The 26323-nt window shown below is 35.5% G+C and carries 19 protein-coding genes; 5 read left to right on the top strand and 14 right to left on the bottom strand.

Features of this window, described 5'->3' with window-relative positions; all coding sequences use genetic code 11:
- Positions 1-133: 133 nt before the first annotated feature.
- Positions 134-715, top strand: a complete 582-nt coding sequence (locus tag PHT93_RS04350) for a pentapeptide repeat-containing protein (protein WP_300239931.1) — start codon at positions 134-136, stop codon at positions 713-715.
- Between the two features lie 145 nt (positions 716-860).
- On the opposite strand, the gene PHT93_RS04345 is transcribed toward PHT93_RS04350, so the two are convergent.
- On the bottom strand, positions 861-1640 hold the full coding sequence (locus PHT93_RS04345; protein WP_300239930.1) for a radical SAM protein: 780 nt from the start codon (positions 1638-1640) through the stop codon (positions 861-863).
- Between the two features lie 227 nt (positions 1641-1867).
- Between PHT93_RS04345 and PHT93_RS04340 the strand changes: the two genes are divergently transcribed.
- Together PHT93_RS04340 and PHT93_RS04335 are read left to right on the top strand one after the other, a co-directional pair.
- Positions 1868-2065 (top strand): hypothetical protein, encoded by a 198-nt coding sequence (locus PHT93_RS04340; protein ID WP_300239928.1) that lies wholly within the window; start codon positions 1868-1870, stop codon positions 2063-2065.
- Between the two features lie 26 nt (positions 2066-2091).
- Positions 2092-3744, top strand: coding sequence for a fimbrillin family protein (locus tag PHT93_RS04335; protein ID WP_300239926.1), 1653 nt, complete (start codon positions 2092-2094; stop codon positions 3742-3744).
- Here PHT93_RS04335 and PHT93_RS04330 read toward each other — a convergent pair.
- The gene (locus PHT93_RS04330; protein ID WP_300239924.1) at positions 3741-5801 is read right to left on the bottom strand and encodes a helix-hairpin-helix domain-containing protein; all 2061 of its coding nucleotides are present in this window, start codon (positions 5799-5801) and stop codon (positions 3741-3743) included. The two genes, PHT93_RS04335 and PHT93_RS04330, sit on opposite strands and share 4 nt — an antisense overlap.
- An 11-nt stretch (positions 5802-5812) precedes the next feature.
- Complete coding sequence (locus tag PHT93_RS04325) at positions 5813-6622, bottom strand: hypothetical protein (protein WP_300239922.1); 810 nt, start codon at positions 6620-6622, stop codon at positions 5813-5815.
- Between the two features lie 99 nt (positions 6623-6721).
- Between PHT93_RS04325 and PHT93_RS04320 the strand changes: the two genes are divergently transcribed.
- Positions 6722-7324: a DUF4294 domain-containing protein gene (locus tag PHT93_RS04320; protein WP_300239920.1), complete on the top strand. Its 603-nt coding sequence runs from the start codon at positions 6722-6724 to the stop codon at positions 7322-7324.
- Here the strand turns inward: PHT93_RS04320 and PHT93_RS04315 are convergent.
- Entirely contained in the window at positions 7316-7846 is a 531-nt protein-coding gene (locus PHT93_RS04315) for an RNA methyltransferase (RefSeq protein WP_300239918.1), read from the bottom strand. The two genes, PHT93_RS04320 and PHT93_RS04315, sit on opposite strands and share 9 nt — an antisense overlap.
- 567 nt (positions 7847-8413) lie before the next feature.
- On the opposite strand from PHT93_RS04315, the gene nadA reads away from it, so the two are divergent.
- The gene (gene nadA / locus PHT93_RS04310) at positions 8414-9400 is read left to right on the top strand and encodes a quinolinate synthase NadA (RefSeq protein ID WP_300239915.1); all 987 of its coding nucleotides are present in this window, start codon (positions 8414-8416) and stop codon (positions 9398-9400) included.
- Between the two features lie 4 nt (positions 9401-9404).
- On the opposite strand, the gene PHT93_RS04305 is transcribed toward nadA, so the two are convergent.
- The 10 genes from PHT93_RS04305 to PHT93_RS04260 all read right to left on the bottom strand — a co-directional run bounded on the left by PHT93_RS04305 (position 9405) and on the right by PHT93_RS04260 (position 26193).
- A complete protein-coding gene (locus tag PHT93_RS04305) occupies positions 9405-11774 on the bottom strand; it encodes a two-component regulator propeller domain-containing protein (RefSeq protein WP_300239912.1) in 2370 nt (789 codons plus the stop codon).
- Between the two features lie 5 nt (positions 11775-11779).
- Complete coding sequence (locus PHT93_RS04300; RefSeq protein WP_300239909.1) at positions 11780-12361, bottom strand: non-canonical purine NTP diphosphatase; 582 nt, start codon at positions 12359-12361, stop codon at positions 11780-11782.
- A 78-nt stretch (positions 12362-12439) separates the two neighbouring features.
- The gene (locus PHT93_RS04295) at positions 12440-13315 is read right to left on the bottom strand and encodes a YitT family protein (protein WP_300239906.1); all 876 of its coding nucleotides are present in this window, start codon (positions 13313-13315) and stop codon (positions 12440-12442) included.
- Positions 13315-16152 (bottom strand): leucine--tRNA ligase, encoded by a 2838-nt coding sequence (gene leuS / locus PHT93_RS04290; protein ID WP_300239903.1) that lies wholly within the window; start codon positions 16150-16152, stop codon positions 13315-13317. Before leuS ends, PHT93_RS04295 begins: the two co-directional genes overlap by 1 nt.
- Before the next feature lie 192 nt (positions 16153-16344).
- Positions 16345-17463, bottom strand: coding sequence for a 6-bladed beta-propeller (locus PHT93_RS04285; RefSeq protein ID WP_300239900.1), 1119 nt, complete (start codon positions 17461-17463; stop codon positions 16345-16347).
- A 249-nt stretch (positions 17464-17712) separates the two neighbouring features.
- Positions 17713-18591: a TIM barrel protein gene (locus PHT93_RS04280; RefSeq protein WP_300239897.1), complete on the bottom strand. Its 879-nt coding sequence runs from the start codon at positions 18589-18591 to the stop codon at positions 17713-17715.
- Between the two features lie 225 nt (positions 18592-18816).
- A complete protein-coding gene (locus tag PHT93_RS04275) occupies positions 18817-20145 on the bottom strand; it encodes a DUF5125 domain-containing protein (protein WP_300239895.1) in 1329 nt (442 codons plus the stop codon).
- Between the two features lie 21 nt (positions 20146-20166).
- On the bottom strand, positions 20167-21609 hold the full coding sequence (locus PHT93_RS04270; protein ID WP_300239933.1) for a glycoside hydrolase family 30 beta sandwich domain-containing protein: 1443 nt from the start codon (positions 21607-21609) through the stop codon (positions 20167-20169).
- A 66-nt stretch (positions 21610-21675) separates the two neighbouring features.
- A complete protein-coding gene (locus tag PHT93_RS04265; protein WP_300239893.1) occupies positions 21676-23196 on the bottom strand; it encodes a RagB/SusD family nutrient uptake outer membrane protein in 1521 nt (506 codons plus the stop codon).
- 12 nt (positions 23197-23208) lie between these two features.
- Positions 23209-26193, bottom strand: coding sequence for a TonB-dependent receptor (locus PHT93_RS04260; RefSeq protein WP_300239890.1), 2985 nt, complete (start codon positions 26191-26193; stop codon positions 23209-23211).
- Between the last annotated feature and the right edge of the window lie 130 nt (positions 26194-26323).

Here is a 26323-nt window from a genome sequence, read left to right as displayed (position 1 = left end):
GGTGTTTATTGCTGACAGGTTGCTCCCCAGCAGAGCCTGTTTCCTCTTAACGCCCTGGTATAAAGATAGAATATGAAAGTTAATTAATAACAATAATCCAGGAGTTGCTTGGATTTTAAATGGAAAGAACAGAATGAAAAAAGAATATATAGTAGATAAAATTTTTGAGAAGGAGGATTTTACATTGACTTCGCTAATAATAGGAGAATATGAGGATTGCTTTTTCACGAGTTGTAATTTTTCGGAGTATGATCTTTCCGGTTTTAGTTTTATCAACTGCGAATTTAAAGATTGTAACTTAAGTTTGGCTAAATTGAATAAAACATCATTACAAGAAGTGAAATTCAGTGGTTGCAAGCTGTTGGGGCTTCATTTTGATACATGTAATGAATTCAGTCTTTCTTTCTCTTTTGATAATTGCCTATTGAACGATTCTATTTTCTATAAGCTGAAAATAAAGAAAACCTCTTTCATCAATTCTCAATTGAGAGAAGTAGATTTCACAGAAACAGATCTGAGTAATTCTGTTTTTGATAATTGTGATTTATTGGGGGCTACTTTTGAGTTTACGAATCTTGAAAAAGCAGATCTTCGGACAGCTTATAATTTCTCCATCGATCCGGAAACAAACCGTTTAAAAAAAGCCCGGTTTTCACTCAACGGCTTGCCTGGACTTTTGAATAAATATGACATACTATTTGATGAAAAAATATAAAGGATATTTTTGCAAAAATATCCTTTATAATTGGAAAAATAACCTTTATATTTTTACTCCGTTTTTTACATTGATTTTCAATAAGGTAAAAAATGCGTGTCATTCATTGAAGACAGGGGGTATCCAATAGTATGTTTTTTTAATATCAATATGAAACAGATACATCAAAACCTTCCTTGCGAGCACGCTCAGCTATACTATCCAATTCTTCTTTTGTCGCCTTTCTAAGTCCCTTTACAGGGGTTTCACGTTCAACTGTATAAATCATTACCTGACGCGGTTTAATTTTTTTAAGCGCAGCAATCCAACCGGTGATCTCTTCTTCTGTCATGTTACTGATTGACTCTCCTTTGCATTCTCCATTCAGAAACATAGTCTGAATTATCAGGTTGCCTTTAAAATGGCAAAGATGTTCTAACAACCATTCAAAAGTAAAGGAAGGCGATACCGGACGATCTAACTGTTGTATTCTGCTGTCCAATACAGAATCAAGCTTCAATATACAATCATCCACTTTGTGTAATGCATCAAAAACAGCTTGTTTTTTTATCATTGTAGCATTAGACAAAACCGCTATTTTCGCTTTCGGAAAGAAACGGTTACGAAGTTTTATAGTATCATCAATTATCTCCGGAAAATGAGGATGCATTGTTGGCTCTCCATTTCCGGCAAAAGTAATTACATCCGGTGCCATTCCTTCTGCCTGCATCGAAAGAAGCGTTTCTTCCAGTTCTTTTTTTGCCTCTTCACGAGTCGGAATACGAGTTTTTGTTTTCCGTTCGGAATTCAGCCCGCATTCACAATAAATACAATCAAACGAACATAGTTTGCCGTCACGAGGAAGCAGGTTCATTCCCAGAGAAACTCCAAGTCTCCTACTCTTCACCGGCCCAAAAACAATTTTATCAAAAAGTATTGTCGCCATATCTATTTTTCCTAATAAGCCTATGCAAATGTAACAATAAGTAAGGCTTTAGAGTTTAAAATTCATTGTAACGAAAAAATAATAATAAAGAAACAACAAAAGCATATTCAAATTGGTTCAATAAAAAAGAATAGTGGATAAATATCTAACTGATAGGCTGATAATAACATGTTGATTTGGTATTTTAAATAGCTATTTGTTTTTTCAACACTTAATTATTAAACAGCATGAATAATTCGCAGACGAATCCAACAGGGGAAGAAAGAAAAGAAATTTATTCTCCTCCTGTAATTGAAACAAATATCGTTCAAATTGAACACTCTATGGCCGTAAGATCAGGAACTATTAAAGTTGATGAAACGAAAGTCAATGTTGAAGACTGGATTGATGAAAAGACACAACATGGAAGTGATATAGAATTTTAATTAGCACATCTTAATAAAAAAATAAAATGTCCAGACAATATAAAAGAACAAACGCTTTCCTAATCGTTTCTTTACCAATTATATTACTTTTTTTAAGTTCCGGATGCTCAAAAGAAGAAGCAGATAATGATAAGAATGAATTAAAAGGTACTATTGGATTTTCTGTTTCCGGAATAATTGACGAAGAAGGAGAAGAGGTCTTTACCCGTTCTCAAATGAAACAACAAGTTAAGGTAAAATCAATTAATGAAGACTTTGAATTAATCGCTCTTTTGTCTTCTCAAAAAAATATTACCACACGTGCTACTTCACCTCTACCAAATGGGGTTTATTATCGGGTTATCGCTTATAAAAAAACAGGTACTAATTATACTTATTTCGATCATATAGATAATTCTGCAGGCTCTTCAGGAGAAAACAATATATTAGAATTAGATGCAGGATTTAGTTATAAGTTCGTGGCCTATTCTTATAATCAAGAAACACTTATAACAGATGTAACAGATACGGATAATGATAATATAACTCCTCCCGAACACGCCGATTTGCTCTATTGGTCAAGTACTGATGTATATATTTCTGATGGAGAAAATACTAATATAGAGATTACATTCTCACATAAATTAGCAAGATTAGAAGTACAGGTTATTTCTGTTAATGGTTACACAATGGAAAGTCCTGATATAGAATTACCGGATCTGAAAAAAGCAAATTCGATGAAGTTAGAAACCGGAATTATATTAAATACTGAAGATATAACTCTAAGTAGTTTCAATATCGAAGGTTCAGAAAAAGCTTATACAAGAACTGCTTATCCGGATTATAATAGTAGTGATCCGGATCGCTTAGAAACTTATACAAACTTTAAAGCCGTTGGAATAACTTATATTTACCCTCAAACATACAATTCGCTTAGTTTAACAGTTAACAGTTTATCACTTGTTTCTGGTGGAAATATAACAAACCAAACTTCTGATTTTAAAATTTTTACTCCTATTGCGGGGCATAGTTACAAATTAGAAGTTCACATTCGCAAAAAAATTAATCAAGAGTGGAGTCAGGGATTTCTTACTAAAAAAGAATTAACAAGTAATCCAGTTTTTGAAGAGTGGTCTAATAATTCTCCCGCCAATAAAAATTCAGGTGGTTTTTATTGGATGTGGGGACTTAAAAATGACAAAACTTCTATAGATTCATATACAGAGGATCCATGTGCAGAACCCGGACAACCTGAAGCAGGTCCATCTCTTGAAGGTCAGTATGTACAATGGAATACGAATGAAAGCTGGGGATTAAATACCGATTTTCTTGATCCTTGTACAAAAGCTAATTCGGAGTATAAACTTCCAATTAAATCTGATTTTAAAGATTTAATTGCTCTCGGTGGTTATTTTGATGCTACTAAGGAAGGAGCCTATTTTGGAACAATAATTCCTCCCACTCAGGCAACTGAATCATTATATCCATTTTTTCCGGCTGGAGGTAATACAAACTGGCCATTATATAATTCTGTAGATCCAAGTAATATGGAATCGCGCGGATATTATTGGTCAAATAATTCCGGTAACTATACAACAACAGGTGTAGGCATGGTATTTACAAAAAATCAAATATCACTTCCCAGCTATAGTCGTGTTTACATTAAATCTTTAATACGTTGTATTAAGCAAAGTATTTAAAACTTCCACCGGAGGATAAAATTCAGATCAGTCTTATTGCTTCCTTCTATTTCTTCTAAGTCTGTTCCTATTTTGTCACGGTCAAAATAGTGCGAAGTAGAAAGTTTTACGGTTACCATAAGCTGACGGGAAAGATCATAGCGTAAAGTTCCTGCAAATCGTATGCCTTGTCCATAAAAAGAAGGCCTGTAATATACATACAAAGGTGTGCGTTCAAAAGAACTGATTGTAACGGAAGAACTTTCCGTATCGAAATATGCTGTATAAAAATCAGCTTTGATCTTTCCTTTTTGTGGTTGAAAAGATATACTTTGCCCCAACATCCAGCCTTTACTTAGTTTTGACGTTTCTTTTTTATACACCACTCCATCCAATGAAGTCCGGAAGTTCCAAGCATGGAGCGAATGTATAAACTGAAAGCGAAGCCGATGCTGATCCTGTTTTCCAATATGTATATAATTTTCTACCGTTTCATTTATTTCGGATTGTTTATACCTGTATCGTAAAGAAAACGAATTGCTTTTTCCTCTGTTATGTTCCATTTGCAACATATATTCTTTACCAGAAGAAGGTGAATCTACACCATATTTCAACCAGGGGAAACGAAACATATCTGCATAAGCCGATAGTTTCCAATAAGCAAATGATGATATTTGCATACCTAAATAAATACCTTCTTCATTTTGAACAGACGAATTTTGTCCGAAAGCATTGCCGAAAAAAGCCTGATATTTTTTATCATAATTCCGATATAACAAAAGAAAAGATGCATAAGACGTTGGTTGAATTTGTAGCCCATTTAATATAGCAATTGCTCCATTCGCAGAAATAGCCGTTTCACCATAGAATTTAACAGATCCTCTTCTTAAGAGATAATCAACACTTACATTTGTATTCTCCCTACCCCGAAAATTATATAAATTATACGGCTTCAACTCCGGTTCATACAGTTTTCTTCCAAAAGAATAGTTCAACGCAGTCAAGCCCAAATAAAAATTTTCAGAAACATATCTTATATTACCTCCAAGCGTCCGCATTCTCGCTTGGTTTCTTTTATCCCAATCCCGTTGTAAACGATGCAGCCCATCTGTTTTTAACGAAGTAATCAACAGGCTATCTATATTAGCATCCAAGTACTTATCTGAATAAAATAGACTTGCATCAATTTGTTTATAATTTAATGTAACTCCTACTCCTCGAAAAAAGTCATATTCATTGGTTGAATAATGCCGACGAAAACCATTATTTCTTCTATCGGCTTGTGATAAGATTACGCTTCGAGAAGGTGAATAATCATTACTTACCACCAATCCTTGTCCGAACGCCATTTTATAATCTCCCACGGCCAGTGTTTTCAACCATTTTATATCCTTTATCAACAAGTGAACAGAGTAATAATCATACCCTTTATGTCGTTTTGTGAAAAATGGTTCTCCCCCATCTTTCTCAGCAACAAAACCAAACTGGATACGATCGTCAAATTTATATGCATAGCGAACTGAATTATAAAAATCTTCTCCTAAGTATTTTCTATTCGGGTATAGTGTCAGAATACTATCGGAAACAGATGTATATCCTTTCTTTTGTTGAAAACCTTTGTCCATTCTGAAATACAATTCATTATGACCATACTTCAACAGGTTATCAACTGATACTAATCTGTTTTCAACAGAAGGTGAAGAGATATAAACAAATGGAATAAGTAATTCAAGTGTATTTAAATCTAAACCTTCAACATTCTTTAATTCGTAAACAGAAAACATCTGGCCGTATTTCTGTCTGTAACCTACTATAGTCTTAATCTGTTTATCCGTTAAAAAAGGTAGTTTATTCAACTGTTCAGCAGTTACTCTATTTAAATCGAACGGATTTTCTACCAGATAAGATAGTTCATCATATAATGTTTCAACAGATTCTACAGTTACATCGTCCAAAGCTAAATTATCAATATATTCTTTCCATTTATCAACAGAAAAAGAACTTTGTGCTTCAGCATTATAACAAGTAACTAAACAAGATATAAACAGAAAAGAAAGGATTATCAACAAATGCTTCATCGTATAAGAAATCAGAATAAATAAGTAATACCGATACCCGAAGAAATACCTAATAGTAAATGATAATTAACTGCCATATCCACATGGAAAACAGGTCGTTTCATACCAACACCAAACACTGGAATTACAGGATTCGTTTGTAAACCTGTCCGCAAATAGAAATCGTTATAAACAGTATATTCTAAACCTGAATAAATACGTAGAGCAGATTGGTTAGTATAACGTATTGATGAAGCTATCAACAGGTTGTTAATAAACTGGTATTGACAACCTGTTTGTATAGAATAGTAATTAAAGTCTTCTATATGAATACTTTCTTTATCTAATCTTATGGAAGGAAAATCCGTTATTGACAAACCTATCAACAAGTTTTCATCAGGAATATATAGAATACCAATGTCTGTTGAGAGCTTTTTAACTTCTGCTTCATAAAGTTCTGTTTGTAACAACGCGTATTGAGTACTAATTCCTACGATCCACTCAGAAGATACTCTTTTAGAAAGTACTAAACGAAACATTGTTTCCCTATATTTATCATATCCGAAAGTAGATATATGAAAAGCAAAGGGAAGTTGAAATTCGGAATTTCCATAAACTATAGATACCGAAGACAATTCTTTTAGTTGATACTTATTAAAGTAATTTATATCAATAAATTGACTTGTTGATAAACTTAAACAGGAAGGATTAAAATAGAATGAATGAGTTATATTACTTCCTCCCATTCCCATTGTTCGAAGATCAGATATACGAAGATTGGTTTGTGAGAAAACAAACGTATTAATAATAAATAATACGACACAAGTAATGAATTTCTTCATTTGTTAAGGTAATACTGGTTAAAAACAGGACGCAAAAATAGTCAAATTATATATTATTCAGTATTTCAAATAAGTAAATCAATTATTTTTGTTTCTTATATGATAAGAATTAAGGTACTTATATTAATGCTATCTGTTTTTTATTGTGCTTCATCTTCAGCTCAATCTATTCAAACAAATATACTTCCGAAAGGATACTACAAAGCTTATGTAGAAAATTCAGATACTGTACCTATTGTAAATTTAAGGGATGTGTATATTTTTCCTCCTCAGAAATTCAAAAACAAAAAAGAACAACAGAAATATAATAAATTAGTGAGGGATGTTAAACGTACGCTTCCTTATGCCAAAATGGTTTATGAAACATTGATTGAGACTTATGAGTACATGGAAACTTTACCAACTGAAAAGGAAAGGCAAGCACATCTCAAACGAATGGAAAAGGAATTATTTAAAGAATATAAACCGGAACTTAAAAAACTCACTTTCTCACAAGGTAAATTACTTATTAAGCTGATAGACAGAGAATGTAATCAATCCAGTTATAATTTATTGAGAGCCTATCTTGGTAGTTTCCGTGCCGGATTCTGGAACTTATTCGCAGGTATATTCGGAGCCAGTTTAAAAACAGAATATGACCCAAAAGGAAAAGATGCCATGACAGAACGCGTAGTTGTGTTGGTTGAAAATGGTTTACTCTGATAGTTTTCTAAAAAAATCCCATATAATAATACCTGCGGTTACAGATACATTCAAAGAATGCTTGGTTCCGAACTGAGGTATTTCTACGCAATAATCAGAGTTATCAACTACCTTTTGTTGTACTCCTTTTACTTCATTACCTAAAATAACAGCATACTTTTTCTTATTATCTAACTGTAATTTATCAAGCATAATACTTCCTTCAGCCTGTTCTATACTACAAACGGTATAACCTTCCTTTTTAAGTTTATCAACAGCTTCTAATGTTTCTTTAAAATAGATCCAACTAACTGTTTCTTCTGCTCCAAGTGCAGTTTTATGAATTTCAGCATGAGGCGGACAAGCAGTTATCCCACATAAATAAACAGCTTCAACAATAAATGCATCAGATGTACGAAATACAGAACCAACATTATTTAAACTCCTTACATTATCCAATACTACAACTAAAGGAATCTTATTTCTATTTTTAAATTCCTGAGGAGTAAGACGATTCAATTCTGTAATTTTCAGTTTACGCATGATCTGATGATATAAATTAATTTACTGCAAAAATAACCCTTTATTTTCGGATAATAACGGTTAATAACTTATCGATAAAGAGTGAATAGAAAATGAAAAATAATTCTTGCTTTATTGGATAAAAACATATATACAATCCCTATATCAAAATTACAATAATATTACAATCTTATTTATAAGAGAATATCAACCTCCATTTTTCACCGTTTTAAATAAGAAATATCTTTATTTTTTTACATCACCTAACTTATTAACAACCGATATGAAATAACGTATAAAATTCTTATTTCCAATAACTAAAAAGGTAAATAACTTGTTTATATAGTACTCATAAAGCAATTGAGGAAGCTAATAACGTAATATGCAATAAAATTGAAATATATTTATCAAAACAATTAACAGAACATCATAATCATATTTATATTTTTAAAGTTTTAAATAAATAAGAATATAAATATTAGATGTTGAAAAGTGTTGGATGTTGAATTATTGGGATTGATGAATTAGAAGTAATGAAAAGAAAAGCTAACTTTGCAATGGTTACTCATCTTAGAAAGTAATATAACTATGACACAGAATTTATCAGCAGGCTATATAAACGTTCCGGTTCCGAAAGATATAGATATTAAAGCAGAAATAGATAGGTTCCGGAAGGAAAAAAACGCAGTTATTCTTGCTCATTATTACCAGACCGGTGATATACAGGATATAGCAGATTTTGTTGGGGATAGTTTAGCTTTGGCACAATGGGCTGCAAAAACTGATGCTGATATCATTGTTTTAAGTGGTGTTCATTTTATGGGTGAAACTGCTAAAATAATTTGTCCGGATAAAAAGGTATTAGTACCGGATCTGAATGCCGGTTGTTCATTAGCGGATAGTTGTCCGGCGGATGATTTTGCTGCTTTTGTTCGTCAACATCCGGATCATACGGTTATTTCTTATGTAAATACTACTGCTGCTGTAAAAGCGGTTACGGATGTAGTAGTTACTTCTACAAATGCGAAACAGATAGTAGATAGTTTTCCGGAAGATGCTAAACTCATATTCGGTCCGGATCGTAATTTAGGTAATTATATTAATAGCATAACCGGAAGGAATATGTTATTATGGGATGGAGCCTGTCATGTACATGAACAATTTTCATTAGAAAAGATAGTCAACCTCAAAAAAGAATATCCGGAAGCAGAAGTGATAACACATCCGGAATGCAAACAACCCATTATACATATCTCCGACTTCGTAGGATCGACTGCTGCTTTATTAAAGCATACGATTAACTCGGATAAAAAACAATTCATTGTAGCGACGGAAAGTGGTATTTTACATGAAATGCAAAAAAGTAGTCCTGATAAAGAATTTATCCCGGCTCCTCCTAATGATAGTACTTGCGCATGTAATGAATGTAATTTTATGCGTTTGAATACTATGGAGAAATTGTATAATTGCCTCAAGTACGAATTACCAGAGATATTCGTAGATGAAGCAATTCAGAAAGAAGCCATTAAACCTATTCGTCGTATGCTTGAACTTTCAGCTAAATTAGGTTTGTAATAATTTATTTAATTACCATTATTTTAGATACAACACTTTCAGAACCTTCTGAGCTGGCAGCAATAACAAGATAAATACCTGTTGCTACTCTGCTTCCTTTGACGTTTCTGCAATTCCATAGGAGTTGGCCTCCAACAGATTTGGCCTGGTAGATAAGATTACCCTTAATGTCTGTAATTTTTACATTAGAATCTGTCATTAATCCGGTAATTGTAACTTTATCTTCATATTCAGGACGTACAGGATTAGGATAAACAGAAACATCAGAAAAAGATTCTTTACCTTCAGTTCCTTCTCCCATAAAAGAAATAAGACCTTTGTTTGTACCTATAAAAACTTCTCCTGTTTCGTCATTTATAGTAAGACTCTCTATTTTATTAGAAGGAAGAGGAGAATTAGCAGTAGTAAAGTTATAAATAGTCTCCATTCCATCTTCACTAACTAAAAAGACACCGGACGATTCTGTACCTAACCATTTTTGATTACCTCCGTCAACAGCAATAGCATTTATCAAATCACCATTAAGAAACAAATAAGCGCCACTTTCTCCTTCACGTATTATCTGATAAAAGAAAAATCTATTAGGATTTTCTAAAGCATTAGCAGGAACAGTAGTATAAACAGGACCTTTATTTGTACCTATCCATATATTTCCTTTTTTATCTTCTACCATACACCTAACCGTGTTGGCTCCTATATCTTCTCCATTTTGATTTATAATACTACTTATAAAGGTTGCTTGACTACCTTCTTCAGATAAATCATTGTCTTTAAAAATAAAAATACCGGGATTATTATTATAGCTATCAGAATATGGAATATTCAGCCATTTATGGTCTTTAGAAGTGATAATTATCTTATCCATTATCATAGGTGTGGTCATATAATCTTTAAAAGAAAACTTAGCCCATGTGCTATCCGGTTTTAATACTTTTATGGGATATTCTGTTTCTGCATTTGTCATCCATAAATTTTTATTTTTATCAAAAGCGATGGATGAAATGCGAACATAATGATAATAATAATTTTCTTCTGTAATGCTTTTAGTATATTCCAAAGGGCTATTATAAAAACTATATGAATTAACAAATTCATTATCTTTAATTATAAATAAACCTTCCCCGTATGAAGCGATATAATATGTTGAAGGATCTTCAGGATAAGGAAGAGCTGCTACAAAGTCTTGCGGACTGTTAAATTCATTATTAGATCCATATTTCAATTTACTTTGATTAAGACTTGACCATTCATTATTTTCGTATGTAGAAAATATACCTTGTCTCCAATTCCTGTCATGATCTTTACCACCAGCAGTTGTAAGTAATTTATTACCTTGCATATACATGTAATAATTATAATTTGTTTTGGGGGTATTTACTTCAATTTTAGAAAGGAGAATATCAAAAGTTCCTGCGCTGTTTTTATTTATTCCTTTAAGTATATCTGTTCCTGCTGCAACCCAAAACTTATTTTTATCTTTTAATGAAGAAATGTCATTCACCGTGCCTAAATTAATATTATCAAAAGTAGAGAATGATGAAAAAATATACGCATTGGTTCTGGTATGCGTTATTAATTTATCATTTTCTACTTTTAAATTTATCAATGAATTATTTGTTATCAATGTTTTAATTGAACCATCATTTTCCTGATAACAAACACCTTTTATTGCTTTTTTTTGTGTTTGTAAAAGAAAACATAGTTTATTATCAAATAGGACTGTTTTAATGATATTATCAGTCATGTCGGGCAAAGAAACTGAATAAGCTTTCCAGTTATTTATATCTGCAAGATTAGAATCCAATAAAGCTTTGTAAATACCATTCACCGTTGTAGCATAAATTTCATTATTCATTATTGAAACGGAATAAACAGCATCATTGATAATTCGATAGGTTTCTTTTATTTCCTTCTTCTTCATATCAAGAGCTATTACTCCGAATTGCATAGATAAATAAGCTATATCGTCATAAATATCTATGTTATTTACGCTCTTAATATTGAAAGTAGTATTGTTCAGAAAATGACTTATGTTGTATATACTGTTACTATCTTCGTTCAGTATATCTATATTGCCATTACTGTAAATGATAAGGAGTGAATTAACAGAAGAATTATAAGCTATTTGTGAAATATCATTATCACTCATTCCTGTTTGACGTGAATAGAAACTTTCACTGTTATCTGTTTTATTATAGCTAAATAGAGAACCATTTGTAACTACATAAACTAAATTATTTCCTTCTGCAACTTTTGAACTGTTATAATAGGATAAATAAGTTTTGAAACGATTATTTAAATTAGAATCATCCTGTGCAAAAGAAAAAGAAATACAAAAGATTAGTAAAATAAAAACAGATATTTTTTTTTTCATTTCTTTTATAATTTAAGCGTGTTCAGATAATCATTTAGTTTATGTACAGCTTCTGCCCGATGGCTTATTTTATTTTTTATTTCATCTCCTAATTCGGCAAACGATTGTGTGTATCCCTCAGGAATAAAAACAGGATCATATCCAAATCCGTTTTCTCCCTTCTTTTCTGTTCCTATAGAGCCGTTTACTATACCTTCGAATAGAAGAGTATCATTTTCTATAATAAGGGCAATAACGGTACGAAAACGAGCTTTACGGTTTTCTTTATCAGTAAGTTCGGAAAGTAATTTTTTCATATTAGCTTCCGAATCGTGTGCTGTTCCTGCATATCTTGCTGAAAATACGCCAGGCGCATTATTTAATGCTTCTACTTCCAATCCGGTATCATCAGCAAAACAATTTAAACCAAATTTATTTTTTATGTAATTTGCTTTTAATAGGGCATTACCTTCTAATGTGTCAGCAGTTTCCGGTATATCTTCGAAACAGCTGATTTCTTCTAAGCTGACAATTTCTATTTTACCGGCTACTATCTTTCTGACTTCTTCTAATTTGTGTTTATTATTGGTAGCAAAAACTATTTTCATATGTTTAATGGAATAAAAAAAGCACTTCTTTTACGCTATAATAACGTATAGAAGTGCTTTAAATTGTTTTATGTTTGTTTATGTTTTAATTTGATCGAATCCTTCTCCGTAAACTCCCCTGACGACACTTTGGGAAATAAAAGCATTCGGATCTACACTTTTAACCAATCTGAATATGGTAAGCGATTCGGATTTTTTTGTTACCAAAATAATTACTTTCATGGGATTCTTTGAATAGCCTCCTTGCCCATCCAAGAAAGTACATCCTCTATCTGTATCAGTTATTATTCTTTTAGCTATTTCTTCATATTTCTGAGAGAATATAAGGAACTGAACAGATTGTCTGTTGCTGTTTATAATCATGTCTAATACATAATTACTCACTCCCATTTCTACAAAACCGAATACTATTTTTTCTACATTTTGAAATAGAAAATAAGACGATCCGATAATGAAAAAATCACAGAATAAAAGCGCTGTTCCGATAGAAACATTCTTGTATTTATTGACGATTGCAGCAATAATGTCAGTACCACCGGTACTTCCGTTAACCGTAAAGATCAAACCAAGTCCTGATCCACAAAGTGCAGCTCCTATTAAAATAGACATGAAAGGCTCTCCTTCAATAAGGGGCTTGCCTTGTAATAACCATTCAAAGAAGGAGAGAGATAGTGAAAGGCATATAACTCCAACAATTGTTTTTATTAAAAATTTAAATCCTAATATTTTAAATGCAATAACCAATAATATGGAGTTTAAAACGAAATATGAAATGGAAACAGGTATGGAAGTAGCGAAATAAATGATTGCACAAATCCCGCTAACTCCTCCTGTTACAATTTCGTTGGAAAGGATAAAGGCATTAAATCCAAATCCATATAATAAAGTTCCTAAAATTATAATCAGATAATCCTGGGTATGATTATATAATCTCCCGATATTGCTGCTTTTCATCAAATGACGATATTAACTATTTTCTGAGGTACTACAATAACTTTTTTAGGTGTCTTACCTTCCATCCATTTTGCAGAATTTTCATGTGCTAAAGCTGTTTTTTCAACTTCTTCTTTCGGCATATCAGCCGGTAGTTCAATATTGAAACGAGCTTTACCATTGAATGAAATAGCATAGGTAACAACATCTTCTTTCAGATATTCTTCTTTATGTTCCGGCCATTGTGCATCACATATTGTTGTATTATGACCCAATACGTGCCATAATTCTTCTGCAATATGAGGAGCAAAAGGAGCAAGCAGAATGATGAACTGTTCAAGTATTTCTCGTTTATTACACTTCAAGCTTCCTAATTCGTTTATACAAATCATAAAGGCACTGATAGAGGTGTTGAATGAGAAATGTTCTATATCAAAACTTACTTTTTTGATCAATTTATGAAGTGACTTTAATTCCTCCCCAGAAGCTTGTTCATTGGAAACTTGCAAAGTATCTGTATTTCCGAAGAATAGCCCCCATAATTTCTTCAGGAAGCGATGTACACCATCTATACCGTTTGTATCCCAAGGCTTAGATTGTTCTAACGGGCCAAGAAACATTTCATATAAACGAAGTGTATCCGCACCGTATTTATCCACAATCATATCCGGATTGACTACATTGAACATGGATTTGGACATTTTTTCAATTGCCCAGCCACAGATGTATTTTCCGTCTTCAAGGATAAATTCTGCCGTTTTATATTCGGGATTCCAGTTACGGAAAGCTTCTATATCAAGAATATCATTACTTACGATATTTACATCCACATGAAGCGGTGTAACCTCATATTGATCTTTCAGATTAAGAGAAACAAATTTATTTGTGTTGTTAATACGATATACAAAATTAGATCGTCCCTGAATCATTCCCTGATTGATTAGTTTTTTGAATGGTTCTTCTTCACAACTTACAGCGATATCATACAGGAATTTATTCCAGAAACGACTGTAAATAAGGTGACCTGTTGCATGTTCTGTACCACCGATATATAAATCCACGTTCCGCCAGTATTTATTTACCTTGCGGTCAACCAACGCTGTTTCGTTAGTCGGATCCATATAGCGTAGGTAATAAGCAGACGATCCGGCAAATCCGGGCATCGTGTTTAATTCCAATTGGAAGATAGTTTTATTGTCAATTAAAGAACAGTTAACTACTTTTCCATTTACCGTATCCCATGCCCAGTTGGTAGCACGCCCTAAAGGCGGTTCACCGGTTTCTGTAGGAAGAAATTTATCTACATCAGGTAATTCGAGTGGTAATTTATCTTCCGGTAATACCTGAGGCAATCCGTTTTCATCGTAATAAACCGGGAAGGGTTCGCCCCAATAGCGTTGACGGCTGAATATAGCATCGCGTAGGCGGAAGTTTATTTTTACTTTTCCTAATTTCTTTTCAGCGATATATACTTTTGTTTTAGCAATAGCTTCAGGTACGTTTAATCCGTTCAGTACAAGTCCTCCTGGTATTTCTTTTCCAATAACAGGAGAATTCATCATGATTCCTTCTTTGGCATCAAAACTTTCTTCCGATACATCACAACCTTCGATAAGGGGAACGATAGGAAGATCAAAATGTTTCGCAAAAGCATAGTCGCGACTATCGTGAGCAGGAACAGCCATGATCGCACCTGTTCCATAACCGGCCAATACATAATCACTGATCCATACAGGAATTGCTTCGTTTGTTAATGGATTGATGGCGTATGATCCGGAAAAGACACCTGTCACACGACGATCAGCAATACGTTCGCGTTCTGTTCTTTTTTTAGTCGTTGTAATATAAGCATCTACTTCGGCACGCTGTTCGGCGGTAGTTAAAGTGTCAACCAATTCGCTTTCAGGAGCTAAAACCATGAAAGTAACACCAAATACCGTATCTGCACGAGTTGTAAAGATGGTGAATTGTATATCCGAATCTTTCACTTTAAAGATCATTTCAGCACCCTCACTCCTACCGATCCAGTTACGTTGTGTTTCTTTTAAAGAATCTGTCCAGTCAATTTTATCCAATCCGTCTAAAAGACGTTGCGCATAGGCCGATACACGCAAACACCATTGACGCATTACACGTTGTTCTACAGGATAACCTCCACGTTCGGATAGTCCGTTTACAACTTCATCATTAGCTAATACAGTTCCCAATGCCGGACACCAGTTAACCATCGTATCACCCAGATAAGCAATACGGTAGTTCAATAATATTTTTTGTTTATCAACTTCACTTTTTGCTTTCCATTCCGATGCTGTAAATTCAAGTTCTTCACCGCAAGCGACATGTAAACCCTGCGTTCCGTTTTGTTCGAAAGCATAGATTAATTCGGAAATTGGCATTGCACGGTTTTTATCATAGCAATAAAAACTATTAAACATGCGAATAAATGCCCATTGTGTCCATTTATAATAAACAGGCTCACACGTACGGATTTCACGGCTCCAATCATACGAAAAACCGATTTTATCCATTTGTTCACGATATCGGTTGATATTATTCTTCGTCGTAATTTCCGGATGCTGCCCTGTCTGAATAGCATATTGTTCAGCCGGTAATCCATACGCATCATATCCCATCGGGTGAAGTACATTGAAGCCCTGGAGTCGTTTGAAGCGAGAATAAATATCCGAAGCAATATACCCTAACGGATGTCCTACATGTAGTCCGGCTCCCGAAGGATACGGAAACATATCGAGTACGTAAAATTTGGGTTTGCTTTCGTCTTCCACTACTTTATAGACTTGATTGTCTATCCAGTTTTTTCTCCACTTTTGTTCAATCTCTCTGAAATTGTATTCCATGACTTCAATCTTAACTATATGAATTTGTTGTTTGTTCAAAACAAATATCTATCTATTTGATAGCGTGTGCAAAGTTATAATAAATTCGTAAGTTTATCACAGATGTGATAATGCTTAATAGTAAACCCAAATCTTTGACCATATCCGATAGTTTTCCTCTGTATCCACCGTCAGCAATTCTAATCCGTTTTCTTATTTCTTATATTTCATCAACATGACCACCGGATTTGACTCTTCGTTCAATTCTGCGGCAATGTCTTTTAACGCGCCTTTCAGCTCATTGTTCTCATAAGCTTCGACAAGTTGATTCGCATTTAGTATTTGAAAAGCAGCAATTGTTCCGTTTACCGGCCGTGTAATCATATCAACTCTTTTTTCTTTTACATAGTCATTGTTTAATACCACAGCCCTGAACACAGCCTTTTTCTCTGTATCATAGAAAAGATCGGTAGTGGGAAATCCGCTTCCAGTTGTAAAGTTGAATTTCTTTTCAATAGCCTGCATAAAATAATAGCGATCAGTAAGAGCTCCCATTGTTAGCAGTACTTCCGGATCTTTAGATGGTTTTTTCACCAGAAACGGGCTTAATTTATGTTCCTTAGAGATATACTTGTAAATTGTATCAGAAGAAGTTTCTACAAGTAGCCAGTTACCATGATATGAAATTATTGGACGCACAAAAGTTACCACGAACCCATCACCTTCTTGTATAGTTGGTGCTTTAATAATGTCAAAAGGAATAAAAATAGGATTTGTAATATGACCGTCTTTCTTTGAAATAACAGCATGATAAGACCGGTCACCCCTCTTCTCGCCACCTTTGTAATATCCTGAAATATCGTAGCCGATTAAACTCTCCTGATTGTAATCAAAAATTTCTAAATATTCGGTGTCCTTCGTATAGTCAAGACTTCGTTTAAAGTTGCCCGACAAATCATAAACATAGATTTTTTTGTTAGAAGTCGAATTGACAAATATTTCATTTGCATCCTCATCCAGGGTGATACTATTGATACGGCCATATTCTTCTGCGCCCTGCCCTCTTTTATTTATTTTTCGTATCCCCTTACCTGTGTTTCTGTCAAAAATAAAGATGTCACCATCGTTATTCCTGTTTTTTACCAATATAAACTGATTCCCTATTTCCATTACGTTCCCTTGGGTGATAAATTCGTCATTTGTTTCTAACGGAATGTATTCAACATCCATAAAATCCTGAAGAATCAGTGTCCTTTCGGGATGACTTGCATTCATATCAATTGTGATAAGTTCTTCTTGCCTATCCGGCTGCTTGCAGCCTCCTGCCCCCATTAGAGTAAGTAATATTAAAGTAAAAATAATAGTTTTTTTTTTTCATTATATCATAGCATTAGTTATACAATTTTCTTTTTCCATATCTGTGGTAAAACTTTATCATATCTGTAGAAAAGTTTTACCACAGTTATAGAAAAACTTTGCGACAATTATAGGAAAACAGTTTTTTGTTATTTCGCAAAGCCATCTGTACGGAAAGGAGAAGCCGGTAGTTCTTCGTTTGTGTAAAAATTTCCAAACTCTTATTTATACATCACAAATGCGAATGCATTTTTCAAGTGAGGCTATTTTATCTTCTTGTCTGGGAACAAATTCCTGACCAACGAAACCTTTATAACCTGTTTCTACTATCGCTTTCATGATAGCAGGATAATATAATTCCTGTGTTTCGTCTATTTCGGCACGTCCCGGTGAACCTCCTGTATGAATATGCGAGAAGAAACTATGGTATTTACGAATATTATCGATGATATTACCTTCCATAATCTGCATGTGGTAGATATCATAAAGCAGTTTGAAGTTTTCCGATCCAACACGACGGCAAAGTTCCACGCCCCAGATTGTATGATCACAGAGATAATCTTTATGGCCAACACTATTAAGCAATTCCATCGTTAGTACTACTTTGTGCTTTTCTGCAATCGGTGTAATCCGTTTCAATCCCTTCTCACAATTTTCCCATCCTTGCAAATCTGTCAGGCCGTTTCTTCTTCCGGAGAAACAAATCAAATTGGTTAATCCGGCTTCGGCAACCATCGGAATTACTTTTTCGTAGCTTGCTACCAACTCATCATGAAGGGAAGGATCGGCAAAACCACCATCAATACCCAATCCAGCGCCCTGAGCCATAGCCACGGTCAACCCGTTTTTTTGTACGATAGGCCAGTCTTTCGGATCAAGCAATTCAACAGATTCAATTCCTATACGCTTACATATCTTGCAAAATTCATCTAATTCATAGCTACCAAAGCACCATTTACTAACCGAATGACGGATATTACCTTTCAACGCCAATTTTGTAGATTGATTTGTACCAGGTATTGCAGCTTCTAATCCGGATACAGCCATCGCTGCACCTCCGGCAAGTACTCCCTTAATTGCAGTTCTTCTTGAAATGTTTTTCATGAGTGACAATATTTATGATTTAAGTAATTATCAATTAAGTACAAATATAGCTAAATATACAACATAAATAATTACACCTGTATTATTCATAAATTTAGTTCGAATGAATATCGTTCATTTTACTGCTTCAAAAAAACATCGTATTTGATGAAAAAATATCCTTTAAAAAAAACGTACCAGAATCACTCCGATACGTTTTTTATCAAAATTCAAAACTTAAATAAATTATTTACGAGAAACAGAAAGAATGCCTTTGTCGTTTCCTTTACTTAAATCAACTGTGAATATATAGAATACACCTGATTCTAAAGATTTTCCTTCTACAATACCTAAATTACCCGGGTCGCGGCCATTTGTGCCGTCACCTACAAAGATAAGATCGCTTTCGCTGCTCAGGGTTTCGTTTTTAAACTCACCACCCCAATCTTTCTGATGGAAGAATTTGAAATTAATTTCGTCTGTCTTGATTGTTTTTCCTCCTTCAAGAACTACGCTGTATTTCTTATCTCCTATTGGTGCCATACAAATTGCTTTGCTTGTATCCCATCCTACTGCGTTTGTGCTAACGGATGGATTGCCTATACCGTCTCCAATGATCCATACAGCACCTGTTCCATCTGCTTGTAGGGTTGCGAGGTCTTTACCGTTCAGTGCTTCTAAAATCAGATAGTTCAACGCGGTATTGGCTGTAATTCTGTAGTTGCCGTCTATGGGGACAAAGTGCAATTCTCCGCTTTCATTGACATTGAAATAACTTGGGTCGATCCACCAACTTTCAAATCCTTCGAAACCTTCAACAGTTACTTTATCTCCTTGTTTTAAGGCAACATCAATTGTATAGTTGTTATCATCTACGCGTTGCATAACTTCTCCGTTAACGGCATAAGCAATGATAAACGGAGATGCTGAATAATCGAAAGTATTAAACGTAATAGTGTATTCTCCACCTGCTGTGTTTGAAAAAGGAATTGTTTCTGTGCTTCCCTCTTTGATGGCATCATTGTTCCAACCAAAGTTGAGCACATTTCCGTTTTCGTCTAATACCGGAGTTTTTATATATCCTTTTATCTTTTGAGGAAAAACGTCTGTTACGGCATAATTATATGCTTCAGTACGTTCCATGCGGTACTCGCCCTTTTCCGATACGAAGGTGAGGTAAGGATAATCCGGACGGGAAACGGACAAGTCGTAGGCTTCTTCTGTTATGGTAAAATTGATATTTTGTAGAACAAGCTTTAAACTTGCTTTTCCGTTCGGGATATTTGCGTAATAGGGAACATGAATTTTCCCGCTGTACGTGCCATTTGTTTTTGTACGGATAACTGTTTCCGAAACTTTTTCTTCATTAAAGAAAAGCTGTGCCTTGACAGTAGATAGAGGAACACTTGCGTCTTCAACGTCAATAGCAAAGGCGAGACTGTCTCCCATATGTGCATTTCCGAATGATGTCTGGACGTTCATGACCGGATTACCGGGATTTTTGTCGTCATCATCGCATGCGGTTATTAGTAATGAACCGCAAAAAAATAAGATTACTCCTATATATTTTTTCATAATGATCTGTATTTAAAAAGATTATTTTTTCCAACGGAATGAAGCTACCGACTTTGCAGGAGTATTGTAAGTAAAGTTTTGATTACCATCGTTTACTACAATTTTTTTAGCTTCACCCGATTTATTAAGAATAACAAAAGCATAGCTTCCATCTGTATTCTCGAAAGCGGAATACACAACGCCGTCTGTATATCCTCTTGTTCCGATGCGCGTTGCTCCGGATTTAACCACAGAAGAAAGATGTCCGATGATGTAATAATGAGAATTGCGCGTGATCGTTTTAAAATCAGAGCGGTCGATATCTACAGCACCATAACAGGTTTGACAGCCTCCTTCTCTATTCGGACCGCGTTCGCTGTCTAACATCAGATTCCAGACAATAACCGCTTTGCACCAATTATTGATCGTTCCAAGTGCAACTTGTTCCATATCGTCGATGAGGCGAACGGAAAGATTTCTTCCGTCATTCCATGTGCCTATTGATGTCTCCGTGAAGATCAATTCTTTATCCGGCTGTTTGTTATAGATATCCAACAGTTCATCTTTATCACCTCCGTAATTATGATACGCTGCTCCTGCAACAAAAGAAGAAGCTGTCGGATCTTCGTAAATCCGTATTGGATAATCGTTCTGATCCGTCATATTGTCATAATTATAATTGTGGTCGAAAAGATAAATCTTTGTATTCAATCCTGCATCTTTCAGTTTAGGCCCCAAGGCATCCTTAATAAAGGTTTGCTGCTCTTGCCAACTCATATACAAAGAGGCCGAATTGCCTCTGTTCAAAGGTTCATTTTGCGGAGTAATGGCATAAACAGAGATACCATTCTCTTTCATTGCGTTAATCCATTTAACAAAATAAGTCGCATAATCCTGATAATAAGCCGGATTAAGTTGTCCGCTCGTCCACGATTCAAATGGCTTTAAATCAGTAAGATTATTTACTTTCATCCATCGGGGACAAGTCCACGGCGATCCCAGAATCTTTATATTCGGATTGATGTTCAGAATCTCTTTCAGGATGGGGATAACGTATTTATTTTCCTCTTCCTGCAAAGCAAAGTTTTCGATACCGGGTTTATCACAACACGTATATTCGCTAAGCGAAAAGTCCGAACAACCGATCGCAATGCGGATATAACTTTGTCCCATTCCTTCCGTTTCAGAAAAAGTCTCCTTCAGAAATTTATTTCTATCTTCTGCTTTCATCTGTAACAGATTGAAGCTGGAAGAACCTGTTATGGCTGCTCCGAAACCATCCATGGTTTGATAACGAACTGTCGGGTCTAACGTAATAGTTAGTGGAGACATACTCGTTTCGCTATTGAACTTGATGGTCTGTTTCTCGAAATCGGAACTTCTGTTGTTCGTTGTAACATAGGTTGTAATCTCACCCGTTGGTTCCACCGGAGGATCAACAGGTTTGTCTTTTCCACCGGACGAATCGCTGCCACACGCATTCATAACGAATGCGGAAGAGAGAAGCAAAAGGACGATTTTTTTATGTATCATAATCTGTTTATTAAATCATTAATAACCCGGGTTCTGAACTAAATTTTCGTTTTGGTCAATAGCTCCCTGAGGAATAGGCAAACGATAAGAGTTCTGATCAAAAGGATAAGCCTGAGTTCTGCGTCCGGAATCTTTTGCATAAACAGCATTCATAACCTCTTCCACCTTATCCAAACGAACTAAATCGAACCAACGTTGGCCTTCAAAGGCTAATTCCAGACGACGTTCGTTAAGCAACGCATCCAACATCTTATTTTTGTCTCCCTTCACACTTGCCGCAAGTTTACCAAGTCCTACACGAGTTCTTACCTGATCTATAATATCTGCAGCAGCAGCAAGATCAGGATTATTTCCCATAATCAATGCTTCTGCCTTCAGTAAAAGAACATCCGCATAACGGAATTTGATCAGACTGCTATAAGCCGAACGGCATTTATACATGAAAGGATAATGGTCGGACGGATAATAATAACTCCATGTACAAGAGTAATATACAATTGATTCGTTAAAACGGATTTCATCTCCTTCTTTGTTGAAGGCATTGATAAGGTCTCTCGAGGGGGTTACCCATTTTTCCCATGTAAATTGAGAATCCCAGTTAATTAAATCACGACCGAACATCCAGGTACACCAGTTCCCGCTACCTGCAAAAAACTGAGCTTCCAGAATAGACTCGGATGTATTGCGTTTGCGAGCATCGGTTACTTCATCATTCATGCCGAACAAATCCTTAAAGTCAGCAACCAGCGACGGACCGTCTGCTGCTACAGCATTACAATATTCGATAACTTTAGCGTAATCGCGCAGCGGTTTCTCTGCATATACTTTGGCTAATAATGTACGTGCAACGGTTTTAGTAAACACTGTTTTATCTGCCGCATTATAATCCGGAGCAGCCGTCAACGCTTCCAGCAGGTCTTTTTCTATTTGTTTATATGCTTCTTCTTCTGTACTCTGTGCAGGGAAATACTCCGGATATACATCATCGATTGTTTCCGATGTAATGTCTCCGGCCTCTGTCGTGATTACAGGAATACTACCCCATAAGCGAACCATATCGAATAATACCATAGCCCGGAAAATCTTTGCTTCCGCTTTGTATTTTTCTCTTTCTGCACTTGTCAAAGTCTGATCAGTTACTGCATCGATATTTACAATCAATTTATTAGCGCGGGCAATATCTTCGAGATACCTGTCCCAGTCACGCTTAATCACAGAATTAGAACCCTCAATGGAGTTGGTTTCGTAAGGCAGAACTTCAGCCCCTGTGGTTCCGGCATAGGCATTGTCTGAATGCGACTCTGCAATCAACATCAAATCCAGATACCAGTGTTCTTGTCTGTCGCGCATCTGATTGTAAATAGTTTTCAGATGACTTTCTACAGCAGCTTTGTCTTTAAATACAACTTGGTCACCTGATTCATTAACTCCTTCCGTTACATCGGAATAAGCCTCCAGCGGGTCGTAGTCTAACGAGCAAGAACTTGCCGTTAATAACAGGCCGCAACATAATCCTTTAAAAATATATGTAAGTTTCATAGTAGTCAATTATTAGAATTCAACGTTAATACCAAATACAAACGATTTACTATGTGGGTAGGTACCCCAGTCAATACCTTGAACAGCACCGCTGTTTCCCCATTGATTTACTTCGGGATCCATTCCTGAATAGTTTGTCCAGGTGAGCAGATTGCTAACTGTAAAATACGGTTGTAAGCGAGTAATACCTATTCTCTTTAGTCTTTCAAGCTTCAGGTCATAAGATAATGAGATATCCTTTACACGTAAATAGCTTCCGTCTTCCACAAAATAAGTAGAGTTTTTAATATTAAAACCAGCCTTAGGTACATCTGTTATCTGTCCCGGAATTCTCCAACGGTCTAATACACGGGTGGACTGATTCTTTCCGTCATACATCCCTTCCGTTTCAATTCTTGAGGCATTGAATACATCATTCCCGTAACTACCTTGAATAAAGATACTCAGGTTTATGTTTTTCCACGAGAAAGTATTAGTCATACCGTATGTAAAGTCCGGATTCGGATCTCCGATATAAGTTCTGTCTGTAGAAGAAATCTTACCATCTTCATTCAGATCACGGTAAATCATGTCTCCGGTTTCCGGATCAACCCCATCAGATATATATCCAAAGAAACCACCTAAAGCACGTCCAGGTTCATTGCGAACAACTGTCTCATTGATAACATCACTTGTTTTAGCATCATTATAAATTTTCTGTAAATCTAAACGATCCAATTTGTTTTTGTTAAAAGAGATGTTGAAATCCGTATTCCATCCAAATGCTCCCTGAAGATTTACAGTACTTACAGAGACTTCAAATCCACGGTTGGTCATTTCACCTTCATTACGCGTGATTGTATTAGAAGCAGCAGCTCCGGAAGGTAGAGTAACATTCATCAACATGTCTTTGGTCTTCTTATGATAATAATCTAATGCAACCATCAAACGATTACTGAATCCGGTAAAGTCAACCCCTAAATTTATCTGGGTAGTAGTTTCCCATTTCAAGTCGGGAGTACGCAGGTTGGCCTGACTGATAGAAGGCAGTGCGTTGTCCTGTCCTGTAACAAACCATTCAATACGATTAATGTTGTAGCGCTGTAGATAAGCGTAGTCGTGAATGCCGGATTGATTACCTGTTTTACCCCAACCACCACGTATTTTAAGGTCGTCTAACCATTCGATGTCTTTCATAAAATCTTCTGAAGAAATACGCCAGGCGGCCGAAGCAGATGGAAATGTTCCCCAACGATGATCCGGATGTAGTTTGGAAGATCCGTCCATACGCATATTCACAGTAAGCAGATATTTACTGTCGTAATTGTAAGATACACGTCCGAAATACGAAAGAATACCCCACTCGGAAGCTCCACTACCTGTACTGTCCCAACCGATTTTATTCGCAGCATTCAGCGTTTGAATATCTGCATTCCGGTAATGAGATCCATTGATCCAGCTGTTTCTGTAATCAGAATCCGTCCATGATGCACCGGCCATTGCTTCAATTCTGTTCTTTCCGAACGCTTTATTATACGTTAATACATTATCGAAAGTAAGCACTGTATTGGTGTTACGGGTATCAGAACCTTCACCGTATTGATTACGCCCCCAAGAGGTCGTTATCGGATCAAGGAATGTTGTTTTCAGTCCTTGCCTTCTATCCAATGTGAAAGAAGATTTCAACGTTAAATCAGGCATGAACGTTATCAATGCGCTACCGGATGCAATCAGGCGATTTTCTTTGTCGCGATCATTTTCCGTTCTGGCCATATTTTCTAACGGATTATTGATATTCCCGATGCCATAGAAATTATTATAATATTGTTCCGGTTTTTCTGCATTCCAGATTGGTGCATAAGTAGGAGTGTTTATTACAGACAGAACAACCCCGCCTCGATTTGCTCCTAACCCAGTTTGTAAACCGTTTTTCTCGCTATCCGAATAAGAGATATTCGCGTTCAGCGTTAACCATTTTCTTACCTTGCTATCTAAATTTAGTCTGAAATTATACCGTTTGTAATAGGCCGTATTCAAGACTCCCTTTTCATTTACATAGCCGCCGGAAATGAAATAATTCATTTTCTCGGTACCATCGGAAATAGATACCTGATAGTTTTGGCGATTACCGGTTGAATACGCTTCATCAAACCAGTCTGTTTTGTCCGTGAGACCATCCGGCAGAGAAATTATTCCGATCTCATCCTGCAGCTCTTTATACTGTTGCGTATTGAGTACATCCATGCTCTTAACCACTTTGTTAAGACTTAATTGTGCATTGAATGTAATTTTAGCATCTCTGTTGCTACCTGCTTTAGTCGTCACAAGAATAACTCCGTTTGCCGCACGTGAACCATAGATAGCAGCTGAAGAAGCATCCTTTAAGATCTGAATGTTCTCAATATCATTTGGTGATAAGAAATTGATATTGTCAACAGGTACTCCATCGACTACATAAAGAGGATCATTACTGCCGTTGAACGAGGTTGTTCCACGTACACGAATAGACATATCAGCTCCCGGTGCACCATTGGGCTGTACAACGGAGACTCCCGCAGCTTTTCCCTGTATTGCCTGAGCAGCCGAGATAATCGGACGTTGATCCAGGTCTTTTGTTGAAACTGTGGCAATGGCAGTAGTCACATCTTTACGTTTAACGGCGCCATAACCGATCACAACAACCTCTTCCAAAGCAACTTGAGATTCTTTTAACTGAATAGACCAGCTTTTTTGAGAACCGGTCACTCCTATTTCCTGAGGTTCATAGCCAACGTAAGAAATGTGTAATGTAGTTCCTGTCGGTACTGAGAGCGTAAAGTTTCCATCATAATCAGTTACCGTACCATTTGTTGTCCCTTTTTGGACGATTGAAACTCCAATAAGCGGTTCATTGCTTTTAGCATCCGTAATTGTTCCGTTGATTTGTGTTTCCGTCTGTGCATACGTATTCGAAGCGAAGAAGGTTAACAAAACACAGAGCAAGAAAATTGGAGAAAAGATCTTTTCCAATAATTTCATAATCTTCTGTGGATTTAAATTAGTATTTCTATTTAAGTATTCTTACACACACTATAAAATATAATGCTGTTGCTAAGCTATCGGGATTCGGTATGCAAATAGAAGAGATGAATAAAAAAAGTACTGAATA

The organism is Massilibacteroides sp. (assembly GCF_028705895.1).
Classification (GTDB): Bacteria; Bacteroidota; Bacteroidia; order Bacteroidales; family Tannerellaceae; genus Massilibacteroides.
The sequence above is the reverse complement of the archived record's forward strand: the minus strand, read 5'-3'. Positions and strand labels throughout refer to the sequence as shown.

Excerpts from the sequence above, each read along its gene's own strand:
- PHT93_RS04285 (WP_300239900.1), bottom strand. The coding sequence starts at position 17,463 with ATGGGGGCAGGAGGCTGCAAGCAGCCGGATAGGCAAGAAGAACTTATC.
- PHT93_RS04265 (WP_300239893.1), bottom strand. The coding sequence starts at position 23,196 with ATGAAACTTACATATATTTTTAAAGGATTATGTTGCGGCCTGTTATTA.
- PHT93_RS04320 (WP_300239920.1), top strand. The coding sequence starts at position 6,722 with ATGATAAGAATTAAGGTACTTATATTAATGCTATCTGTTTTTTATTGT.
- PHT93_RS04270 (WP_300239933.1), bottom strand. The coding sequence starts at position 21,609 with ATGAATGCGTGTGGCAGCGATTCGTCCGGTGGAAAAGACAAACCTGTT.
- PHT93_RS04280 (WP_300239897.1), bottom strand. The coding sequence starts at position 18,591 with ATGAAAAACATTTCAAGAAGAACTGCAATTAAGGGAGTACTTGCCGGA.
- PHT93_RS04260 (WP_300239890.1), bottom strand. The coding sequence starts at position 26,193 with ATGAAATTATTGGAAAAGATCTTTTCTCCAATTTTCTTGCTCTGTGTT.
- PHT93_RS04350 (WP_300239931.1), top strand. The coding sequence starts at position 134 with ATGAAAAAAGAATATATAGTAGATAAAATTTTTGAGAAGGAGGATTTT.
- PHT93_RS04315 (WP_300239918.1), bottom strand. The coding sequence starts at position 7,846 with ATGCGTAAACTGAAAATTACAGAATTGAATCGTCTTACTCCTCAGGAA.
- leuS (WP_300239903.1), bottom strand. The coding sequence starts at position 16,152 with ATGGAATACAATTTCAGAGAGATTGAACAAAAGTGGAGAAAAAACTGG.
- PHT93_RS04330 (WP_300239924.1), bottom strand. The coding sequence starts at position 5,801 with ATGAAGCATTTGTTGATAATCCTTTCTTTTCTGTTTATATCTTGTTTA.
- PHT93_RS04345 (WP_300239930.1), bottom strand. The coding sequence starts at position 1,640 with ATGGCGACAATACTTTTTGATAAAATTGTTTTTGGGCCGGTGAAGAGT.
- PHT93_RS04335 (WP_300239926.1), top strand. The coding sequence starts at position 2,092 with ATGTCCAGACAATATAAAAGAACAAACGCTTTCCTAATCGTTTCTTTA.
- nadA (WP_300239915.1), top strand. The coding sequence starts at position 8,414 with ATGACACAGAATTTATCAGCAGGCTATATAAACGTTCCGGTTCCGAAA.
- PHT93_RS04295 (WP_300239906.1), bottom strand. The coding sequence starts at position 13,315 with ATGAAAAGCAGCAATATCGGGAGATTATATAATCATACCCAGGATTAT.
- PHT93_RS04305 (WP_300239912.1), bottom strand. The coding sequence starts at position 11,774 with ATGAAAAAAAAAATATCTGTTTTTATTTTACTAATCTTTTGTATTTCT.
- PHT93_RS04340 (WP_300239928.1), top strand. The coding sequence starts at position 1,868 with ATGAATAATTCGCAGACGAATCCAACAGGGGAAGAAAGAAAAGAAATT.
- PHT93_RS04300 (WP_300239909.1), bottom strand. The coding sequence starts at position 12,361 with ATGAAAATAGTTTTTGCTACCAATAATAAACACAAATTAGAAGAAGTC.
- PHT93_RS04275 (WP_300239895.1), bottom strand. The coding sequence starts at position 20,145 with ATGAAAAAATATATAGGAGTAATCTTATTTTTTTGCGGTTCATTACTA.
- PHT93_RS04325 (WP_300239922.1), bottom strand. The coding sequence starts at position 6,622 with ATGAAGAAATTCATTACTTGTGTCGTATTATTTATTATTAATACGTTT.